The sequence below is a fragment of the Enterococcus saigonensis genome, from assembly GCF_011397115.1.
Classification (GTDB): domain Bacteria; phylum Bacillota; class Bacilli; order Lactobacillales; family Enterococcaceae; genus Enterococcus_C; species Enterococcus_C saigonensis.
In genome coordinates, this window is record NZ_AP022823.1 from 60,628 (window position 1) to 76,008 (window position 15,381).

Consider the following 15,381-nt stretch of genomic DNA (forward strand, 5'->3'; position numbering starts at 1 on the left):
GTCAATCTACCTTAATTCCAATACACTATTATAAGCAATTTCATGTGTTACAACTTGGTTCTGTTGCAAAGTTTTAAATAAAGAATAAAATCCCTTACGGTATCTATGATTTAAGCTGGGATTCCCAATAATACCTTGATTTCAGTACAGACCGAAAACCCGAAGAGAGTGCCTTCTTTTCGGGTTTTCTTATATAATCCTCGAATGGCTTCCATGCCTTTAATCGTGGTAGAGGCAGTGCGTAAACTTCGATAGAATTTATTGCGTCTCTTTACTGGACGATGGTCTTGTTCAATCAAATTATTCAGGTATTTAATGATACGATGTTCTGTCCCTTGATAAAAGCCGTATTCTTTTAGTTTCTTAAAGGCACTTGTAATAGAGGGGGCTTTATCTGTGACTACAACCTTCGGTTCATCAAACTGTTTCACTAACCGCTTAAGAAAAGCATAGGCTGCTTGTGTGTCCCGTTTTTTACGTAACCAAATATCCAAGGTTAAACCATCTGCATCGATGGCTCGATACAAATAATGCCATTTTCCTTTAATTTTGATGTACGTTTCATCCATTTTCCATGAATAAAAGGATTTTTTATTTTTCTTTTTCCAAATTTGATAGAGTAGTTTGCCATATTCTTGCACCCAACGATAAATCGTCGTATGAGAAACGTTAATGCCACGATCATATAAGATTTCTTGAACTTCACGATAGCTAAGGTTATAACGAAGATAGTAGCCCACGGCTACAATAATCACATCCTGCTGAAATTGCTTTCCTTTAAAATGATTCATCGTCATTCCTCCTGCTATCTTTTTCTAATATTCTACCTTATTTGATAGTAGATTTAAAACTTTGCAACAGAACCCTAAAAAGTATCAAAAAAAGGAAAAATAATTTTCCTTTTTTTGATACTTTTTTAAATAAAATTGATTGTTCTTAATGTTTGTCCTTCCTTTTTTAATTGCTTTAATATTTCATTTACTGATTCTATATCCAAATCGTACCAATCACCAAAAGCGATAATATCACCTAATACTTTTTTTTCTATAAAATCAACTGTTAAAGTTATTTCTCTTGTTGACATTGGCGAACGTGCTTCTATTTGATATAAATCAAAATCATATTTTTGATGATTATTTATTCCTCTCATTTCTGTTACTGTCGCTTTTATAACTTTTAAAATATTACCTTCAAAATTTATTTTTTTTATTTTAATATCCACTTTAAAACTTCCTTTCTGATAAACTTACAAGCCTTAATTGGCTTGTAAGTATTTTTTTTCTTCTTTATCTTCCTTCACCTTTTGACTTCCATACATTCCCCTTATTGTGTCCATATCATAATTTTTTCGACTACGTTTTTTATAATCGCTTGGTGCTTTATACCATGCGTATTTTTTTGGTGAATAACGAAATTCTAGGGCTTTTATGTCGTCCTTATAAGGTTTTGTGTTGCCTGTTAACCATATAAAAGTTCCCACGATTTCAATTGATACACCGTCCATTTTCAGATTGAAAAGTTGATTTATAATGTCCTTAAATTGTTCGGGCGTTTCAGTCGTTTCTTTTGTATAGGTTTCGCCGTCTTTGTTCTTGTGAGTGTTTTTAAGTTTGCTAAACAGTTCGTCATATTCATTGTTCAAAATTTTCATTTCTTCTTCATTCCCGCCACAATCGGGGTGTAACTTCAAAGCTAACTTTTTGTAGGCTTTTTTCAATTCTTCCAATGTTTCAACGTTTTTAATGTATTTCATTTTTATCATTCCTTTTCTTTTTGATTTTTGGCTTTTTGACAACCATTTTTGTTAGGCGTTTGAGGAAGTGAAGCTGTTTTCCTCGAATGGTAAAAGCTGTGAATGTTCTACATATCTTGTTCCTTTCTTTTTTCGTTTAGGTGGTTCATTTTCGCCAGTGTGTTCGTGTCGTTTGCTGTGACGAGAACGCAACATAGACACAAAGAAAACACAAGGGCGAGCTTGCTCGTTTATATACCCTTGTGTTTTCGACTGGATATGTTAAGGTAACAAACAGTAAATGACACGTTACAGACTGCAAAATGTACCAACTGAAAAAAGAAAGTATCTGAGGTAGAGTAACGAACGGTTAGCTTTTACCATTCGAGGAAAGGTGTTAGTCAAATACAAATATCTTTGCAAAGAAATAAGTTGGGTTTGGAACGAGGAGCAACTGCACCGCAAGTGGAACAACTTATTTTATCCTTCTTAGGTTTTTCTTTTTGGTGTTTTACCTAAAAGAAAAACCTAGCTTTTTTTGCTAGGCTTTTTTTACATTTCTTTAATTTTCAAATTTTTTATTTCCCACTCAAACCATTCGCTAAAATCTTGTTTAAAGCCGTTAATAGAATATTGCTCTTGTTCTTCTGCTTCTTTATCGTTTTGAGGGTCTAAGTAGGTCGGTTTATCTTTTGGTCTTGCGTATACACCTATCCATGTTTTAAAATCGCCCTCAAAACTGCTATCTATGATAAAGCCTTGCTCTTTTAGCTCTTCTCTTACTTGAGCTTTTAGATATTGCTGTTCTTGTGTTCCATAAAACCCATTTTCTGTAAAATCTTCTAATTGTAATTTTTTTGTTTTTTCCATTTTCTTTTCCTCTTTTCTTTTTTTGATTTTTAGTTTTTTGACAACCATTTTTGTTAGGCGTTTGAGGAAGTGAAGCTGTTTTCCTCATGTTTTAAAAGCTAGAAATAAATTACAGTGTACGCTCCTTTCTTTTTTCGTTTTGTTGGTTCATTTTCGCCAGTGTGTTCGTGTCGTTTGCTGTGACGAGTACGCAACATAGACACAAAGAAAACACAAGGGCGAGCTTGCTCGTTTATATACCCTTGTGTTTTCGACTGGATATGTTAAGGTAACAAACAGTAAATGACACGTTACAGACTGCAAAATGTACCAACTGAAAAAAGAAAGAATACCGTTGTGTGCTTTATTTCTCGATCAGCTTTTAAAACATGAGGAAATGTTTTTATAAAAAAAGAGTAGTTACCGTTTTTTGGTAACTACTCTTTTCCTTTTTTAATGTTTAAAGTCCTGGAAGTTTAGGTGTCTTGGGTATTGGTGGTGTAGGTCGCTGCAAGCTTTCCATTTTTTGTTGAATTGCTTTAAATTCAGGGGTTTCTTGGTGTTGATTTTGAACCATTTTTTGCTCTATTCTCTCCAAAGTCGGTTGAATTTCTTTCCCTGATACTTTACGATTTAATTCTCTTTCTAAGGTCTCTTTCGGACTAATGGAAGGCGTTTCTAAGCTTGAATAGAGTTTCACTCCTTCTCTGTTATATAGCCTTATATCGCTAAATAAGCCCGTTTTATGAAGGGTTTCTAAATTGGTCGGCAAGTTTTTGACAACAATATCATGCGCTTGTTTTGGTGTTGCCCTAGCTGTCATTGGATCATCTGCATACAATACGATCCATGAAAGGCCATCTGCTGCCAATGAGCGCCTTGAGATTGGTCATTGGGAAGCTGATACTGTAGCCGGTAAAACAGGTAGGGCTCGTATTGTAACTCTAGTCGATCGTAGATCTCGTTTCTCCCTACTTGGTAAGGTTGAAAAGAAAATCTCTAAAAATGTGGTTGATTGTATGATCAATCTAATAAGAAATGTAGGAGAAGATAAATGTAAAACCGTTACACCCGATAGAGGAAAAGAATTCTCCCAACATAGTCGAATAACGCTAGAATTAAATGGCACTAAAGTGTATTTTCCAGATCCACATGCCCCATGGCAACGTTGTACAAACGAAAATACTAATGGTTTATTACGAGAATATTCACCCAAAGGTGAAGATATTTCAGGTATTTTCAATAGTCAAATTCAAGAATGGGCGAATAAATTAAACACGCGACCACGGAAATGTCTAAATTGGAAAACCCCTTATGAAGTATTTTTTAATGAATCGTTGCACTTAATTTGACAATTGAAGCCATAAAAAAACCGCTCAAATCGACTTTCGTAAATCTGAACGGTTTTTTAGAAATTCAATTTTTAAGCGCCTTCTACCATATCACGGCGTTTGTATCCTAAATAGCCGACAAATAAGAAGACGATACTGATAACAGTAATTACTGCAAAAATCGTTCCATCAAATTCTTCCATCGGTAAGCGTGGAATCCAACTTTGAATCGCCGTTTTTGAGAACCAATCCGGCAAATCTAAGATTCCGCCGAAATAATTCAAAGCAAAGGAATAGCCTAGATAAGCATAGATTACTTTTCCAAATTTTGGCAACCAGCCTAACGCTAAAGCAGCCAAACCAATATAAAATAAGATGGAAGGGAGAAAATTGTATCCAGCAGCTAAGAAATCGGTCAGATCCATAGTCGATTCATTTTTCATCGCAGAAATCGCCGTTCCACCTAATCCCGCTGATGCTAAGCCAATGCCTACGACTCCAGCAAAAATAGCTAAAAATATCGTTGTCCAATATAATTGGCCTCGCGTAATCTTCGTTACATACAGTTGACTCAGATGCAGTCTTGTTTCTTCTGCAAATAATTTATTGACCACCGCGATTGGCAAGATTGTGACTAATCCAATCATTACCATCATGATCGTTGCCGTAAAGGATTCTTCAATGGAAACGCCAGATTGAGTGAACATTTGTTTCATCAGTTCATTTCCGCCAAGAAAGACTTGCATGTCTCCATAAATGGAGCCATACGCAGCTCCCATAACCACAAATGCGATCAGCCAACCAATCATTACTCCTTTATTAATCTTGAAAAACAAACCAGGTACAGAAAGTAGTGATTTCTTCGCCGTCGCACGTCCTTCTCGTTCAGGAAGATAACCTGCGCCCATGTCGCGATGTTCTTCCAACACAAACGCAAGTACGGTAAAAACAAGACTAAAAATCAAAGCAAATAATAATGGTAGCCAGTTATTTTTTGTGAAAGGATAGGTCAAGTAAATCCATCCCATTGGATTGAACATTGATAGATCAAGATTAGACACATCTGTTCCAGCGCGCACGATATACAAAAGTCCTATAAGACTTAATGTCGAGCCGGTTGCTCCAGTAGAAGTCGCCATAATCTGCGACATCACAAGTGCCAATACACCACCGATAATTCCCGCCAATGCAATTGATCCTCCGAACAAGAAAGCTCCTTCGGCATCAATCGTTTTTACACCAAAACTCATCATGAGTCCGCCGATTAAAAGACCTAATAAAAGATTGATCAACAGCATCTCACTGATAACAGCTAATGAATTGGCTTGTCGTCCTACTCGAAATGAGCGAACCAATTCAGTCAAACCTAATTCTTCTTCTTTTCGCGTGTGGCTCACCACATGAAGTGCTGAGATAATCATTGCGAACAATCCGCAAAACAGCAACATCTCTTGAGCATACATCGCTCCTAAAGTATAATCCGTACCTATTTTGATTGGTGTAGGTCCAACCATCGAGATCATCGCTGGATTTTGCATCGTTTCAAACATCCCTAAAAGACCTTGTCCTTTAGCAATCTCTTCAAATGCTGGTACATATGCTCCTGAGAACAAACCCAAACCTAAAACCCAAACAATTATTTTTTTCCAATCGCGTTTCACGTATTGAATGAACAATACGTTCCAACGCGCAAATTTTTCATTCATTTTCTTTTCCTCCGTTCCGACAATCAGCCTTCGTAGTGACGCATGAATAAATCTTCGAGCGTTGGCGGTACAGATTCGATTTTTATCACACCTAATTTGGTTGCCTCGGTCAGAATCGTATTCATCGCTTCATTGTCAGCAGAAAAAGTTGCTTTGCCGTCTTTTTGAACAAAATCATGCACGCCAGAGAGCGTCGCAAGTTTCTCAATATCGCCTTTTGTCACCAATGTAACTGTTGAGCGAGTCAAATGACGCAATTCATCTAATGTACCTGTTTCAACTACTTCTCCACGTCGAATGATTGCTACTTTATCTGCTAATCGTTCAACTTCACTTAAAATATGTGAAGATAATAGAATCGCTTTGCCATCATTTTTGATTTTTTCTACTTCTTCTTGGAATACTGCTTCCATCAATGGATCTAGTCCTGAAGTCGGTTCATCTAAAATATACAGATCAGATTCAACTGAAAGTGCAGCAATCAAACCGACTTTTTGACGATTTCCTTTAGAGTAACCTTTGGCTTTTTTCTTTGGATCAAGTTCAAATCGTTTGATTAAATAATCACGCTTTGCTTTGCTCCCGCCGCCATGAAGTTTGATAAATAGATCAATGATCTCTCCACCAGTCAGGCTGCCCCAAAGAGCAACATCCCCAGGAACATACGAAATTCGTTTATGGATTTCTAGACTATCTTTCCAAACATCTTTTCCGAATATTTGGACATCTCCTTCGTCTTGGTTGATGATTCCTAGCAGTGTACGAATCGTCGTTGACTTTCCTGCTCCATTTGGTCCGATAAAACCAACAACTTCACCGGCGTTTACTGTGAATGAGACATCTTTCAACGCCTGGAATTTACCAAATTTTTTTTGCAAGCCTTGTACTTTTACAATTTCTGTCATGGTACATAACTCCCTTTTCTTTTGACATGATTTTATAACGAGCTTTCCAGTCTGAACAAAACGCACCTTTTTTATGAACCAATACAATACGTATCGTTCATAAAATACCCCTTTATACTTTGTTTCAAACCAAAGTTCTTTTACAGCTCCAATAATATTCTTTTTTATTTTAACAGTCAATAAAAATAATTTTAAATTTAAACCTATGATTCCATTGTTAGTTCGTATTATTTCCTATATAATATATACGAAGCTATTTTTGAACTATGATAAACAAAAAGTTCTTTTTTATAGAAAGTAGGTATTTTTAATGGATGGTTTTGAACGAAGAACAGAAGAAAAAAAGAAAAAAGTTTTACGAGCTGCTTTTGATCTGATGAATACAGATACGGGAATCGAGAATTTAACGATCGATGCCGTAGCCAAAAAGGCCAATGTAGGAAAAACTTCTATTTTTAAATATTTTGGCAGCAAAGAAAAGCTCATTCATGAAGTCTTTATCCGGTCAATGGATGAAATGGGGGAAAAAGCTAAAAAAATCATGGAGAAAAATGCATCATTTGAAGAAACTTTGATCGCCATGAGTCAAAATAAAATCGATTACCTCGAAAAAATCAATAAACAATTTTACCTAGATTTAATGAGCTATTACACTAAAAAAGAAGACAGCGGCTTTACCCGAATGATGGAAGCTTATACAAAGCAAAGTTTTGGCATTATGTTGGATTTATTCCATCGCGGGCGTAAAGAAGGAAAAGTCGATTTAAAATATTCAGATGAATTTTTGATGTTGTATTTTCAAGCCATGATCGAAGGCATCTCTAATCCGCAGATTTATGAGAAAATCCTGCCTTATACAGCGGAATGGACTGAGCTGTTGGTAAAAGGAATCGCTCCGAGACAATAGTTTTACGAACAACAAAAGAAGAAATACTCGCCGAATCCACAAAAAAATAAAATGTATGCATACAAATCAGAATCGATTCATCTGCTAGGTGTATTTGAGATACATATTCACAACTAAAATGTGATGCAATTGTCTCAGAGACAGCCGCTTCTCACAGATTGATCGTAGTCGGCTTCTTTTTTTGTAATCTTTAGGGGCTTTATACCAAGCATATTTTTTAGGTGAATATCGGAATTCTAGGGCTTTTATATCTTCTTTATATGGTTTTGTATTACCTGTTAGTCATATAAATGTTCCTACTACTTCGATTGCTACGCCGTCCATTTTTAGATTGAACAATTTATTAATAATATCCTTAAACTGTTCGGGTGTTTCTGTTGTTTCTTTGGTGTAAGTTTCACCGTCTTTATTCTTATGAGTGTTTTTAAGTTTGCTAAACAGTTCGTCATATTCATTGTTCAAAGTTTTCATTTCTTCTTCATTCCCTCCACAATCGGGGTGTAACTTCAAAGCTAACTTTTTGTAGGCTTTTTTCAATTCTTCCAATGTTTCAACGTTTTTAATGTATTTCATTTTTATCATTCCTTTTCTTTTTGATTTTTGGCTTTTTGACAACCATTTTTGTTAGGCGTTTGAGGAAATGTTTTTATAAAAAAAGAGTAGTTACCGTTTTTTGGTAACTACTCTTTTCCTTTTTTAAGGTTTAAATACCTGGAAGTTTAGGTGTTTTGGGTATTGGTGGTGTAGGTGGCTGCAAGCTTTCCATTTTTTGTTGAATTGCTTTAAATTCAGGGGTTTCTTGGTGTTGATTTTGAACCATTTTTTGCTCTATTCTCTCCAAAGTCGGTTGAATTTCTTTCCCTGATACTTTACGATTTAATTCTCTTTCTAAGGTCTCTTTCGGACTAATGGAAGGCGTTTCTAAGCTTGAATAGAGTTTCACTCCTTCTCTATTGTAAAGCCTTATATCGCTAAATAAGCCCGTTTTATGAAGGGTTTCTAAATTGGTCGGTAAGTTTTTGACAACAATATCATGCGCTTGTTTTGGTGTTGCCCTGGCTGTCATTGGATCATCTGCATACATAGTTTCATACCGTTCAATTGTTCCTAAATATGAGTTGATTTTAGGTACTGCCATGACATACATTTTTGTTTCATAATCTTTGGCTTGAAGCATTGTTGCGGTTTGAATAGGAACGTCTGTTGTTCGTCCTGTACCTTCAATCACTAAATTATACCCTTTATCTCTCAAACGGCTTATGATCGCTTCTGTCATGCGATTAGAATAAGGGGTAACGTATTTTACTACGTCTTTTTCATAAAGTTTCACTAGTTCATCAAAATTAGGGTGCTGTTGTTTGAACGTATCATTATCAATGATAACAACATTTCCTTGTGTCTCTTCGGAAATTGCCGATCGCAAACTAGTTTTACCTGATCCTGGTTGCCCACCAAGTAAAAAAGCGGTTGGCGATTCAACCGCTAGTCTATTTTTAGGGTTCTGTTGCAAAGTTTCCGATAAGCTCATTTTGAGGTAAAATAATTGAAAAAGATAGCTTGGAGGAATGAAGATGACTCAGTTCAAAGGAAAACAATTTCAAAAAGACGTGATTATCGTAGCCGTCGGCTACTATCTTCGGTACAACCTGAGTTATCGTGAAGTGCAGGAAATTCTGTATGACCGAGGAATTCACGTTTGTCACACCACAATTTACCGTTGGGTGCAAAAATACGGAAAGATTCTTTATCAAATTTGGAAAAAGAAAAACAAACAGTCCTTTTATTCATGGAAAATGGACGAGACTTATATCAAAATTAAAGGAAAGTGGCATTATTTATATCGCGCTATCGATGTAGATGGCTTAACCTTAGATATCTGGTTACGGAAAAAGCGCGACACACAGGCTGCGTATGCTTTTCTAAAACGACTGAAGAACCAGTTTGGAGAACCAAAGGTTCTAGTAACGGATAAAGCACCCTCTATTAAGAGTGCCTTCAGAAAGCTTCAGAAAAATGGACTGTATATAACAACAGAACATCGAACAATCAAGTATCTGAATAATCTGATTGAACAAGACCATCGTCCAATTAAGCGAAGAAACAAATTTTACCAAAGTTTGCGAACAGCCTCAACCACGATTAAAGGCATGGAAGCGATTCGAGGAATTTATAAAAAAAGCCGAAAAGAAGGGTCTCTTTTTGGCTTTTCCGTCTGTACAGAAATCAAAGGACTATTAGGAATCCCTGCTTAAATAAGAATCATCTTGAAAAACTAATGACCTTTTTGAGACTTTGCAACAGAACCCATTGGTTTGTGTAAACGCAAAGAAACGGCGGCTCTGAAAATCAAAGCCACCGTTTCATAGGCGTGAAAATATGTCTGCTGTACGACGGCTTTTTTCTTTTGCCGTCGTGCGGCAGATTATTGCTTATGGAATTGTTTTTCTATCACATTACTGTTATAAGTACAACAAGTATACCAAGATACCAAGCACAATTCGATACCAACCAAACACCTTAAAATCATGTTTTTTGATAAAGTTCATTAGGAATTTAATTACTAAGACAGATACCGCAAATGCCACAGCCATACCGAGAACAAGAGCGAGCAGTTCTGCACTTGTAAAATCAAACCCGAATTTTAACAGCTTAAAAGCACTTGCTCCAAGCATAGTAGGTACTGCGAGGAAAAAAGTAAACTCTGCTGCTGCCACTCGTGAAACTCCTATGAGTAAAGCACCTATAATCGTTGCTCCCGACCGTGATGTGCCGGGTATAAGTGATAACACTTGAAATGCCCCTATCAAGATTGCTGTTTTATAGCTGATGTCAGAAAGTGCCATAGTAGTAGGAGTACGCTTTTTATTCCAATTTTCTATGAGAATGAATAACAAACCATAAAAGATTAACATGATTGAAATCACAATGGGGGTTTGGAGGTAAGCATCCAAATAATCATCAAATAAAATCCCCATAATACCTGACGGTATACAAGCCACTGCAACCTTGAACCACAACGAGAAAGTATCCTTTTTAACAAGTGGCTGCGATTTATCCTTTAGCTGAAATGGAAACATCTTGTTCCAAAACATTACAACCACTGCGAGTATAGCTCCAAGTTGAATAACAACAAAAAACATTTCTTTAAATGCTTCGCTCATATTAAGTGTGATAAATTTGTCCGCAAGAATCATATGTCCTGTGCTGCTGATAGGTAGCCACTCAGTAATACCCTCAACAATTCCAAGAAAAATAACTTTTAAAATTTCTATAAAATCAAGTACCATTATTTCAAATCCTCCTTTTTAAAATGATGAAAGGTCATAAGAAAACCAACTGCTGATACAAGAATAATAATAGATACAGACAGCAGTGTAGGATAGCCGGTACTCTGAAGTTTACCCTGCACCAAGAAATAGGTGGCTGTCCACGGATACAACGCTCCCCATTCTTGATTTGAAAGTGCGGCACTTCCCATGACAATCACGGCAGAGCCAATCATCGGGGCGACAAATCCTTTTGTTTTCATAGCAACAAACACAAAAGGAGAAACTGTTAAAAACATCAGGATACTGCCAAACAAAAACTTGGGGAGCCATACTATTGCCACTAGTAAGCTATATCCCTCCAATGTAAAGACAGCGTGATATAGCCCACAAGCGATAAATATACCTGCCCATGTTACAAGGGTGAGCATAACAATCCAAAGAAGCAGGGTGCAAAATTTTCCAATTAATAGTTTTGTCCTTGAAATGGGTATGGGCAATATGGTTTTGAGTGTGCTTTCTGTGTACTCTCTGCTAAACAAGTAAGCTGCAATTGCCACATATATCATAATGTTTACCAGCAGCATGATATACAGTACACTGTCGCTGTATATGTCAGACAAGGTAAAGATAATCTCCGGCTTATCAAAATGTGTTTGCAAGGCTTCTATTAACATCAAAAGTGGGGTAGATAATACCCCTGCCACACTAATTAGCACCATTTTTGAACGCTTTAGTTTTAATAATTCACAAGAAATAAGATTAAGCAATACCGCCACCTCCAATCAGTTTAGAAAAGTAGTCCTCTAAGTTTTCCTCACTATCATCTATCCTTGTCACGAGCAGTCCATTTCGTGCAAATTCTCGATTGATTTCTCCAACACTTTGGCTAAAGTCATAAATTCTCACCGTACCGTCCTGCACTGTAAAATCCGTCATGTGGTAGTGGCTTTCTAAAATCTTTCCAGCTATCTCACTGTCAGATAAATCAAATTGAATGTATTTTCGATTCCTTTTGTGAAGCTCGGATATATTCACTTCCTCTACTAAATGCCCCTCGTGCATAACGCCGATAATATCTGCTATCTGTTCAATCTCGCTTAAAACATGGCTTGAGATAAAAATGGTAATGCCATGATTGTGACTAAGTTCAGATAAAAATGAGCGTATTTCAACTATTCCAATGGGGTCAAGTCCGTTAATCGGTTCGTCAAGTATTAAAAGCTCCGGCTCGTGCATAATGGCGGCGGCAATACCAAGCCGTTGCTTCATTCCGAGGGAATAATCGGAAAAGACTTTTCTTTTCTCTTTATGCAGCCCCACAACTTCAAGAGCTTTTTCTACTCCACTTTTAGATACTCCCCCTCGCAGTTTAGCGAGAATTTGCAAATTCTCATACCCTGTTAAATTACTGTAAAATCCCGGTGTTTCGATAATAGAGCCTACTTTGCTATAAAGGGTATGGATATTTTCCTTATAGTTTGTGCCAAACAAGCGTACCGTTCCATCCGTTGGGAGAGCAAGCTGCAACATCATTTTCATTGCTGTGGTTTTGCCTGCTCCGTTTCTGCCGAGCAAACCATAAATTTTGCCCGTTGGCACATGAAGATTGACCTTATCGACAACGGTGGCTGTTCCGTATCGCTTCGTAAGATTTTCTGTTTCAATGATATAATCCATATTTGATTTTCCTTTCCGTTGGTTGCTGTTCTTGTTTTCACTGACCACAATTTTATTATCACAGGAGCTATATCAAAAGCCAAGAAACCTACCGTCACATCGCCTACATCTATCATGTCAACATGAAAAAAAGCCCCGACACTTATCGTGTCAGAGCCTATTTCAAGGGATTTATATCGTTTTTACTTTGTTCCGTTCTGCTTAATCCAAACAACTATTTTTGCGACAAACAGCAGAAACATAAGTGCTGTTATATATGGTTCTCTTGCTGCTGCTAAGAAACAGATAGCCAAAGCAGTGAGTCCAAGGGAGCATTTTGTAGCAATGCCGCCCCATGTTTCTTTATCTAAATGGGTAAGTATTATTTTAGCAATCCCTATTACAATCAAGGCGGCAAAAGCACTCCAGTAGACTGCAAGATTGAATGGTGTGGTGGCTGTAAATGATAGTAGATTGACCGCATAAACATAACCGCCAACAGAGTTTCCATATAACGGAAGAAATATAAACGCAACTGCCATCATATCCAATATTCCATAAATATAGTTGTAAATCTTTTTCAAGTTGGAACGATTTTCAGTTTCGGCAAGTGTAATCAGTTCTTCGCCCGATAGTAGTTCATCTATGGTCACAGAAAAGAATTTAGAAATACACTTGAGCGACTCAATGTTAGGGTAACCCTTGCCGCTTTCCCATTTTGAAATGGCTGTTCTTGATACATATAATTGCTCCGCAAGTTGTTCCTGCGTTAAGTTCTTTCCAGTCCTAAGCTGTTGTAGCTTTTCATTAAATTCCATGATTCTCCTCCTGTTTGTTCCTTGTTTTCATACGTCCATCAACGGGTTTTTCTGCATCTTTTGGTATCATCCATGCACGACCAAATTTTTCAGTTCCGTCAATGCGATTTTCCTCACATAATTTTTGTATCCGTCTTTCCGATATGCCCCATTTTTCAGAAGCGGCTTTCACAGAAATGTAATCCATAATATCAACTTCCTTTCGCAAAGAGTATATAATTATTATATACGGAATGACGAATAATAGCAATTTTCTCTCCACTAATACGAAATTATACACTACTAAACATAAAATCATACTTCGTTCAAATATCATCACCCGAAATGTACAATGATATAGGGTGATATTAAAATGTACCAAGATGAAAGAAAACTTGATTTTAAGCCGTTAGGTATAGCGATAAAAAAAGCTCGGGAAGCAAAAGGGTGGACACAGGAATATCTTGCCCAACTGGTAGACCTTACGCCACGCTCTATTATGGGTTCTGTTGCAAAGTTTCCGATAAGCTCATTTTGAGGTAAAATAATTGAAAAAGATAGCTTGGAGGAATGAAGATGACTCAGTTCAAAGGAAAACAATTTCAAAAAGACGTGATTATCGTAGCCGTCGGCTACTATCTTCGGTACAACCTGAGTTATCGTGAAGTGCAGGAAATTCTGTATGACCGAGGAATTCACGTTTGTCACACCACAATTTACCGTTGGGTGCAAGAATACGGAAAGATTCTTTATCAAATTTGGAAAAAGAAAAACAAACAGTCCTTTTATTCATGGAAAATGGACGAGACTTATATCAAAATTAAAGGAAAGTGGCATTATTTATATCGCGCTATCGATGTAGATGGCTTAACCTTAGATATCTGGTTACGGAAAAAGCGCGACACACAGGCTGCGTATGCTTTTCTAAAACGACTGAAGAACCAGTTTGGAGAACCAAAGGTTCTAGTAACGGATAAAGCACCCTCTATTAAGAGTGCCTTCAGAAAGCTTCAGAAAAATGGACTGTATATAACAACAGAACATCGAACAATCAAGTATCTGAATAATCTGATTGAACAAGACCATCGTCCAATTAAGCGAAGAAACAAATTTTACCAAAGTTTGCGAACAGCCTCAACCACGATTAAAGGCATGGAAGCGATTCGAGGAATTTATAAAAAAAGCCGAAAAGAAGGGTCTCTTTTTGGCTTTTCCGTCTGTACAGAAATCAAAGGACTATTAGGAATCCCTGCTTAAATAAGAATCATCTTGAAAAACTAATGACCTTTTTGAGACTTTGCAACAGAACCATTTTTAGTTAGTCGTTCAACATTCTTTTCTAAACGATCTTCAAATTGCTTTTCGGTGAAGTCAGTAATATTCGCCATGTTAAGCCACTTTCTCTTTTGTCAAAATTTGTTTTGAATATTGATTCATTGACCGCCAATACTCATGAATAGCTTGTAATTCTTCAAATGGTTGTTGAAATAAATCAACTTCTTGTGCCACTTCTAATTGATTTAAAAGATTCACTTCTAGTAAACGAGTATTTTTAGTATCTAGTTCATGGTTCAAAACATAGTTTAATACTCGATTATAAACGCTTGCCGATAATTCGTTAATGATCTCTATTTCAAATGTTTTTTCATACGTAACTGCCATTTCATTTTCACTCCTTTTTAAAGTTTATCAGGTAAATATTTCCGTATATATTCTTCTAAGGCTTGATCCATAACTTCTTTTACGTTTCCGCCATTTTTTGCTGTTTCAATTTTTATAATATGGTGTAAGTCAGCACGAACACGAACCGTCTTATCTCCCATTATATCTTTTTTTGCACTGATTGGTGTATCATTTCGTTTTGCTTTTTGTGCGCCTAAATTTCCCACAATCACTCACTTCTTTCTATTTCTTCTTATTCTTATTTTATCATCAACAATCACAAATCACAAGTGATTTGTGATTAATCACTTGTGATTTGTGATTCTATTCTTTTTCGTTTTCTAATTGAATAATTCGCTCAAGCATTTCAAAAAATACGTTCTCATACATGGATAAAACTTTTTTGTCATAGCCTTTGTGTTCTGTAATTCCATTTTTAGACCAGGTACTTACTTTATTACTTCGCTTGATAATATTTTGGAAAACCAAGTTATCTTCTTTATGTTGCTTGTACAGTTCTTCCAGGTTTGATTTTATCGTTGCGCTGTCCGTATCAACTAAATAAGG

Annotated in this window: 17 protein-coding genes and 4 pseudogenes; 5 read left to right on the plus strand and 16 right to left on the minus strand. The window is 36.5% G+C overall.

All coding sequences use genetic code 11. From position 1 onward, the window contains the following. Positions 1–110: 110 nt before the first annotated feature. From EsVE80_RS13535 to EsVE80_RS13960, 5 genes and pseudogenes are all read right to left on the minus strand, one after another. Positions 111–791, minus strand: coding sequence for an IS6-like element IS1216 family transposase (locus tag EsVE80_RS13535; protein ID WP_173104238.1), 681 nt, complete (start codon positions 789–791; stop codon positions 111–113). A 125-nt stretch (positions 792–916) separates the two neighbouring features. Further along, complete coding sequence (locus EsVE80_RS13540) at positions 917–1,222, minus strand: hypothetical protein (protein ID WP_010711855.1); 306 nt, start codon at positions 1,220–1,222, stop codon at positions 917–919. 33 nt (positions 1,223–1,255) lie between these two features. After that, positions 1,256–1,753, minus strand: a complete 498-nt coding sequence (locus EsVE80_RS13545; RefSeq protein ID WP_002300565.1) for a DnaJ domain-containing protein — start codon at positions 1,751–1,753, stop codon at positions 1,256–1,258. 531 nt (positions 1,754–2,284) lie between these two features. After that, positions 2,285–2,602 (minus strand): hypothetical protein, encoded by a 318-nt coding sequence (locus EsVE80_RS13550; protein ID WP_002326830.1) that lies wholly within the window; start codon positions 2,600–2,602, stop codon positions 2,285–2,287. Positions 2,603–3,041: 439 nt separating this feature from the next. Continuing rightward, positions 3,042–3,422 (minus strand): annotated as a pseudogene (locus EsVE80_RS13960) (zeta toxin family protein); the annotation flags it as partial. Between EsVE80_RS13960 and EsVE80_RS13565 the strand changes: the two are divergent. Beyond that, positions 3,421–3,933, plus strand: a pseudogene (locus EsVE80_RS13565) (IS30 family transposase); the annotation flags it as partial. The pseudogenes EsVE80_RS13960 and EsVE80_RS13565 overlap by 2 nt on opposite strands. Before the next feature lie 71 nt (positions 3,934–4,004). Here EsVE80_RS13565 and narB read toward each other — a convergent pair. Both narB and narA read right to left on the minus strand, forming a co-directional pair. Further along, complete coding sequence (gene narB / locus EsVE80_RS13570; RefSeq protein ID WP_002333004.1) at positions 4,005–5,618, minus strand: ionophore ABC transporter permease subunit NarB; 1,614 nt, start codon at positions 5,616–5,618, stop codon at positions 4,005–4,007. 23 nt (positions 5,619–5,641) lie between these two features. Then, positions 5,642–6,523, minus strand: a complete 882-nt coding sequence (gene narA, locus EsVE80_RS13575) for an ionophore ABC transporter ATP-binding subunit NarA (RefSeq protein ID WP_096711224.1) — start codon at positions 6,521–6,523, stop codon at positions 5,642–5,644. 310 nt (positions 6,524–6,833) lie between these two features. Here narA and EsVE80_RS13580 point away from each other — a divergent pair, with 310 nt between their 5' ends. Next, entirely contained in the window at positions 6,834–7,430 is a 597-nt protein-coding gene (locus EsVE80_RS13580; protein WP_002326773.1) for a TetR/AcrR family transcriptional regulator, read from the plus strand. An 84-nt stretch (positions 7,431–7,514) separates the two neighbouring features. Here the strand turns inward: EsVE80_RS13580 and EsVE80_RS13585 are convergent. Beyond that, a pseudogene (locus EsVE80_RS13585) lies at positions 7,515–8,003 on the minus strand (DnaJ domain-containing protein). A 130-nt stretch (positions 8,004–8,133) separates the two neighbouring features. Continuing rightward, on the minus strand, positions 8,134–8,940 hold the full coding sequence (locus tag EsVE80_RS13590; RefSeq protein ID WP_104775490.1) for a zeta toxin family protein: 807 nt from the start codon (positions 8,938–8,940) through the stop codon (positions 8,134–8,136). Between the two features lie 61 nt (positions 8,941–9,001). On the opposite strand from EsVE80_RS13590, the gene EsVE80_RS13595 reads away from it, so the two are divergent. Beyond that, a complete protein-coding gene (locus EsVE80_RS13595) occupies positions 9,002–9,682 on the plus strand; it encodes an IS6-like element ISEnfa1 family transposase (RefSeq protein ID WP_173104239.1) in 681 nt (226 codons plus the stop codon). Positions 9,683–9,889: 207 nt separating this feature from the next. On the opposite strand, the gene bcrD is transcribed toward EsVE80_RS13595, so the two are convergent. The 5 genes from bcrD to EsVE80_RS14040 all read right to left on the minus strand — a co-directional run bounded on the left by bcrD (position 9,890) and on the right by EsVE80_RS14040 (position 13,360). Next, entirely contained in the window at positions 9,890–10,717 is an 828-nt protein-coding gene (gene bcrD / locus EsVE80_RS13600) for a bacitracin resistance undecaprenyl-diphosphatase BcrD (RefSeq protein WP_086321365.1), read from the minus strand. Next, positions 10,717–11,466: an ABC transporter permease gene (locus EsVE80_RS13605; protein ID WP_000933358.1), complete on the minus strand. Its 750-nt coding sequence runs from the start codon at positions 11,464–11,466 to the stop codon at positions 10,717–10,719. Before EsVE80_RS13605 ends, bcrD begins: the two co-directional genes overlap by 1 nt. Continuing rightward, entirely contained in the window at positions 11,459–12,376 is a 918-nt protein-coding gene (bcrA, locus tag EsVE80_RS13610) for a bacitracin ABC transporter ATP-binding protein BcrA (protein WP_002346952.1), read from the minus strand. The genes EsVE80_RS13605 and bcrA overlap by 8 nt, the downstream gene beginning before the upstream one ends. A 182-nt stretch (positions 12,377–12,558) precedes the next feature. Next, a complete protein-coding gene (bcrR, locus tag EsVE80_RS13615; protein WP_000395511.1) occupies positions 12,559–13,173 on the minus strand; it encodes a bacitracin resistance transcriptional activator BcrR in 615 nt (204 codons plus the stop codon). Next, positions 13,163–13,360 carry a helix-turn-helix domain-containing protein gene (locus tag EsVE80_RS14040; protein ID WP_000384569.1) on the minus strand — a complete coding sequence of 66 codons (198 nt, stop codon included), beginning with the start codon at positions 13,358–13,360 and terminating at the stop codon, positions 13,163–13,165. The genes bcrR and EsVE80_RS14040 overlap by 11 nt, the downstream gene beginning before the upstream one ends. 165 nt (positions 13,361–13,525) lie before the next feature. On the opposite strand from EsVE80_RS14040, the pseudogene EsVE80_RS13625 reads away from it, so the two are divergent. Both EsVE80_RS13625 and EsVE80_RS13630 read left to right on the plus strand, forming a co-directional pair. Beyond that, a pseudogene (locus tag EsVE80_RS13625) lies at positions 13,526–13,654 on the plus strand (helix-turn-helix domain-containing protein); the annotation flags it as partial. 74 nt (positions 13,655–13,728) lie between these two features. Continuing rightward, positions 13,729–14,409, plus strand: a complete 681-nt coding sequence (locus tag EsVE80_RS13630; protein ID WP_000191454.1) for an IS6-like element ISEnfa1 family transposase — start codon at positions 13,729–13,731, stop codon at positions 14,407–14,409. A 132-nt stretch (positions 14,410–14,541) separates the two neighbouring features. Here EsVE80_RS13630 and EsVE80_RS13640 read toward each other — a convergent pair whose 3' ends face one another. Together EsVE80_RS13640 and EsVE80_RS13645 are read right to left on the minus strand one after the other, a co-directional pair. Beyond that, positions 14,542–14,814, minus strand: a complete 273-nt coding sequence (locus EsVE80_RS13640) for an antitoxin (protein WP_002326825.1) — start codon at positions 14,812–14,814, stop codon at positions 14,542–14,544. A 17-nt stretch (positions 14,815–14,831) separates the two neighbouring features. Then, positions 14,832–15,047: a peptide-binding protein gene (locus EsVE80_RS13645; protein WP_001835296.1), complete on the minus strand. Its 216-nt coding sequence runs from the start codon at positions 15,045–15,047 to the stop codon at positions 14,832–14,834. Positions 15,048–15,381 lie beyond the last annotated feature (334 nt).